Annotated in this window: 7 protein-coding genes; 6 read left to right on the top strand and 1 reads right to left on the bottom strand. The window is 34.9% G+C overall.

Annotation, left to right across the window (positions count from 1 at the left end):
* The first annotated feature begins 184 nt into the window (after positions 1–184).
* From rpmA to rsfS, 6 genes are all read left to right on the top strand, one after another.
* A complete protein-coding gene (gene rpmA / locus RMR19_RS06620) occupies positions 185–472 on the top strand; it encodes a 50S ribosomal protein L27 (protein WP_073281559.1) in 288 nt (95 codons plus the stop codon).
* A gap of 211 nt (positions 473–683) precedes the next feature.
* Entirely contained in the window at positions 684–1970 is a 1287-nt protein-coding gene (gene obgE, locus RMR19_RS06615; RefSeq protein ID WP_310602711.1) for a GTPase ObgE, read from the top strand.
* 40 nt (positions 1971–2010) lie between these two features.
* Complete coding sequence (gene yhbY, locus RMR19_RS06610) at positions 2011–2316, top strand: ribosome assembly RNA-binding protein YhbY (protein WP_310602710.1); 306 nt, start codon at positions 2011–2013, stop codon at positions 2314–2316.
* Between the two features lie 8 nt (positions 2317–2324).
* Positions 2325–2927 carry a nicotinate-nucleotide adenylyltransferase gene (nadD, locus tag RMR19_RS06605; protein ID WP_310602709.1) on the top strand — a complete coding sequence of 201 codons (603 nt, stop codon included), beginning with the start codon at positions 2325–2327 and terminating at the stop codon, positions 2925–2927.
* Between the two features lie 16 nt (positions 2928–2943).
* Positions 2944–3528, top strand: coding sequence for a bis(5'-nucleosyl)-tetraphosphatase (symmetrical) YqeK (yqeK, locus tag RMR19_RS06600; protein ID WP_310602708.1), 585 nt, complete (start codon positions 2944–2946; stop codon positions 3526–3528).
* A gap of 25 nt (positions 3529–3553) precedes the next feature.
* Positions 3554–3907, top strand: coding sequence for a ribosome silencing factor (gene rsfS / locus RMR19_RS06595; protein WP_310602707.1), 354 nt, complete (start codon positions 3554–3556; stop codon positions 3905–3907).
* A 109-nt stretch (positions 3908–4016) separates the two neighbouring features.
* Here rsfS and lexA read toward each other — a convergent pair whose 3' ends face one another.
* On the bottom strand, positions 4017–4634 hold the full coding sequence (gene lexA, locus RMR19_RS06590) for a transcriptional repressor LexA (protein ID WP_310602706.1): 618 nt from the start codon (positions 4632–4634) through the stop codon (positions 4017–4019).
* Positions 4635–4971: the final 337 nt, after the last annotated feature.

The raw sequence follows: 4971 nt of genomic DNA, 5'->3' as shown, positions 1-4971 counted from the left end.
GTCGGAAGTTAGCGAAGAAACAACTTTGCTACTTAACTCTTTAATGCTCGGTTTAAAGTGTGTTTTAGAGGAATATGGACAAGAATATATAGAACTAAAAGTTTAATACTTTTGGTGAAACAATTTCATGATGAATGAAATAACATATATGATTTATATACACGATTCAAGGAGGTGTAAGACTATGTTAAAGATGAACCTTCAATTATTCGCTCATAAAAAGGGTGTTGGTTCTACTAAGAACGGTAGAGATTCAGAATCTAAGAGATTAGGTGCTAAAAGAGCTGACGGACAGTTCGTATTAGCTGGAAATATTCTTTATAGACAACGTGGTACTAAAATTCATCCAGGCACAAATGTAGGCCGTGGTGGAGATGATACTTTATTTGCTTTAGTAGATGGAGTTTTAAGATTCGAAAGAAAGGGTAGAGACAAGAAACAAGCAAGTGTATACCCTGTAGAAGCTAAATAATGTAATATATGTAGATGAAGCCCCATTTCTTGATTACATCATAGAATGGGGCTTTATTTAGACAATAAGATAATTCGTTTGTTAATAGAACATATAAGCATTTCCTGTTTAGAATAATGGAAATGTGTTAAGATATAAATGATATAGTTAATATAGATAGAGTGAAAAGAACAAAGAAATTATTTATATATAGAAAGGTTAAGGTAATCATATGTTTGCAGATAGTGCAAAAATATATATCCGATCTGGTAAGGGTGGCGATGGACATGTTAGTTTTCGTAGAGAACTATATGTTGCAGCTGGTGGTCCAGATGGCGGTGATGGCGGTCGTGGCGGTGATTTAATCTTTGTAGTAGATGATGGAATCAATACACTTAATGAATTTCGTCATATTCGCAAATACTGTGCTGAAGATGGAGAACCAGGTAGTAGAAGACGTTGTCATGGTGCAGATGGAGAAGATATGATCGTCAAAGTACCAGAAGGTACTATTGTTAAAGATGCGGAAACAGGTAAAGTTATTACCGATATGTCGCATGGAAATCGTCGTGAAGTTATCTTAAAAGGTGGCAATGGCGGTAAAGGAAATCAACATTACGCAACACCTACTATGCAAGTACCAAAGTATGCACAGCCGGGACGTTCTGGCATGGAGATGTATGTTACACTTGAATTGAAAGTAATTGCGGATGTAGGATTGGTAGGTTTTCCAAATGTAGGTAAATCAACATTCCTATCAAGAGTTACGAATGCAAAACCTAAAATAGCAAATTATCATTTTACTACATTGAATCCAAACCTTGGTGTAGTTGATTTGGAAGGTACAGATGGTTTTGTTATTGCAGATATTCCGGGGTTAATTGAAGGAGCATCAGAAGGAATTGGTCTTGGACATGAATTCCTAAAGCATATTGAACGAACAAAGGTAATTGTTCATATGGTTGATGCAGCAGGTGTAGAAGGTCGTGATCCGATTCAAGATATTAGAACAATTAATGCAGAATTAGAAGCATATAATCCAGAACTACTTAAAAAACCTCAAGTAATTGCGGCGAATAAGATTGATGTGTTCTATGGAGATGATGAAGAAACAACACTTGCGTTAATTCGTGAAGAGTTCGAACCACAGGGAATCAAAGTATTTCCAATTTCAGCGGTAGCAGGAAAGGGTGTAAAAGAGCTTCTTTATCATGTGAAACAGCAATTGAATAGTTTGGCTTCTGAACCAATTGTGTTTGAGAGAGAATTCTTCCCAGAGAAAACAGACTATTCGAATGAGCCATATACAGTTGAAAAAGTTGATGAGCATGAGTTCTCAGTAGAAGGACCAAGAATAGAAAGAATGCTTGGTTATACAAATCTTGATTCGGAAAAAGGATTTGAATTCTTCCAGAAATTCTTGAAGACAAATGGTATCCTAGAAAAACTTGAGGAACTAGAAATTGAAGAAGGTGATACTGTGCACATGTACGGATTATCTTTCGATTATTACAAATAAATCAAAACGTAAGGTTGCGTTTATGAGAGGTATATAGAATATGACAAGCAAACAAAGAGCGTATTTAAAAGGATTAGCAATGACACTTGATCCTATTTATCAAGTAGGAAAAGCAAGTATTACTCCAGAGTTTACGACAGGAATTAAAGAAGCTTTGGAAGCTAGAGAATTAATAAAAATCAGTGTATTAAAAAACTGCATGGATGACCCAAGAGAAATAGCACAAATTCTTGCGGAAAGAACCCAAGCAGAAGTAGTTCAAGTTATCGGTAAAAAGATTGTTCTTTATCGTGAATCAAAAGAAAAGAAAAAAATCGAATTACCAAAAGTAAAGAAGAAACAATAGGAGTAAGTATGAAGAAAGTTGGTATTATGGGTGGAACATTTAATCCGATTCATATAGGCCACCTTATCTTAGGGCAGACTGCATTAGAACAGTTTAAGTTGGATAAGATATTGTTTATGCCTACGAAGAATCCGCCGCATAAGAAGGAGGCTCATATTCTTGAAGATGCAGTACGTGCGGAGATGGTCAGAATAGCGATTGAAGATAATACTCGTTTTGAATTATCTACGTTGGAGCTTGATCGAGAGGGTACAACTTATACAGCAGATACTTTGTTGCAATTAACAAAACAGCACCCAGATGAAGAATACTATTTTATTGTAGGAGCAGACTCTTTATTCTACATTGACAGATGGAAAGATCCAGAAACTATTTTTAAGCTATCTAAGCTTGTAACGGGAGTTCGGGATAATAAATCGAATGAAGAGATGCTTCAAAAAATTGAGATGCTTAACGAGACATTTCATACTTCGGTAGAACTGCTTAACTCGCCTAATATTGATATTTCATCAAGTGAGATAAGAGAACGTGCTCAAAAAGGTATGGATATTCGTTACTATGTAACGACAAAAGTGGCTAGATATATTCAAGAGAATAATCTATATCAATAATAATGAGGAATGTATTATGAAATATGATTTGCTAGAATTGCAAGATGCAATGCGAAAGGTTTTAAAGCCAAATCGGTATGTGCATTCATTAGGAGTTCAGTACACATGTGCGTCCTTGGCAATGTGTCATGGATATGATGTTGTTAAAGCGCAGGTGGCGGGAATTTTGCATGATGCAGCGAAAGGTTATAGTGATGATGAGTTACTCCGACGTTGTAAAAAGCATGAGATATCAATTTCAAATGTAGAGAGGGAGCAACCTTATCTGCTGCATGGAAAGCTTGGTGCATATTATGCAAAAAGTAAATATGGTGTTGAAGATGAAGAAATTCTGCAAGCAATCATATTCCATACAACAGGAAAACCAGAAATGACGGAACTTGAGAAAATTCTTTTCCTTTCTGACTATATGGAACCATCAAGAAAGATGATTCCGGGGCTTGAAGAGATAAGAAAACTCGCATTTACTAATCTTGATTTAGCGATATATACAACGTTGCATAATACGCTCAATTATCTAAAATCAAAGGCTCAAACGATTGACAATACCACAAGTGAAGCATATGAATATTATAAAGGTGTTATTAACAATAAGAGATAAATAATAAGAAAGGCGGAATTATATAATGGATTCAGCAAAGAAAATGACTCAAATTGCTTATAAAGCAATGGATGATAAAAAAGCAGAAGATATTAGAATCATTGAAATTGGAGAAGTTTCAACAATTGCAGATTACTTTATCATTGCAAATGGTACAAATAGCTCACAAGTGCAAGCGCTTGTTGACGGTGTAGATGAAGCTTTATCAAGAGAAGGATTTGAACCAAAAAGAGTAGAAGGACATCGTTCGTCAAGTTGGGTTTTGATGGATTATGGCGATATCGTTGTTCATGTTTTCTCTAAAGAAGATCGTTTATTCTACGATTTAGAGAGAATTTGGAGAGATGGTAAAACATTATCAATTGAAGATCTTCAATAATATTAAAATAAAAAATTAAATTATAAGAGGCTGTTGGAATATCTTGTTTTCCAACAGCCTCCTTTTGCATTATGTACCGTGCTTTGGGCTATAAAACGCAATTATGAAATTAGTTAAACATACGGAATAAGCCAATAACTTTACCTAAGATACTAAGGTCCTCTAAGATGATAGGCTCCATTGTATCATTCTCTGGTTGTAATCGAAAATGACCATTCTCTTTGTAAAATGTCTTTACTGTTACAGAATCATCAATTAATGCTACAACGATATCGCCGTTTTGAGCAGTTGACGATTTCTCTACTAAAATCTTGTCACCATTAAAGATACCAACATTAATCATACTATCTCCCTTTACATGTAACATAAAGGTTTCAGCATTAGGCATATCTTCTGCAGGCATTGGGAAGTATCCTTCAATGTTTTCTACCGCAAGAATGGGCTGTCCTGCTGTGACAACACCAACAATTGGTATGTTCACAAGTTCTCTTCTAGAAAGATTGAATCCATCATCTACAATTTCAATAGCACGAGGCTTTGTAGGGTCTCTGCGAATATATCCGTTCTTTTCTAATGTCTCAAGATGTGAATGTACGCTAGAAGTAGATTTAAGCTTTACAGCTTCACAGATTTCGCGAACAGCAGGTGGATATCCCTTGTTGATAATTTGTGATTTGATATATTCTAAAATTTCTTTTTGCTTTGTACTGATTTTACCATAACTCATGGACTGATTCCTCCAATTCTATTTCGTTCATATTCTTTGGGTCGAATTAAACAATTCCTTTAATTTAGCTACATTATACCATGCCATGGAATAAAATGCAAAACAAATGTTCGTAAAAATTAAAAAATCTATTGACAAAGGAACGGACGTTCGGTATTATATAGAAAAGATGTACAGCACATATGTTCGTGTGCACGATAGAGTTAGATTTTTTTTAACTAAGTTGCTTGAAAGTGTATAAAAAAGGGTATTGCCAATACGTAAAGAAGGTATTATTGAAAGGATGAGATGATTATGAACGTTAAAAGAATTAATCAAGAAGTGATGATAGCTAGTA

It is taken from the genome of Anaerosporobacter sp., assembly GCF_031551385.1.
In the GTDB taxonomy this organism is placed as follows: Bacteria; Bacillota; Clostridia; order Lachnospirales; family Lachnospiraceae; genus Anaerosporobacter.
This window is presented reverse-complemented; position numbering and strand designations above follow the sequence as displayed.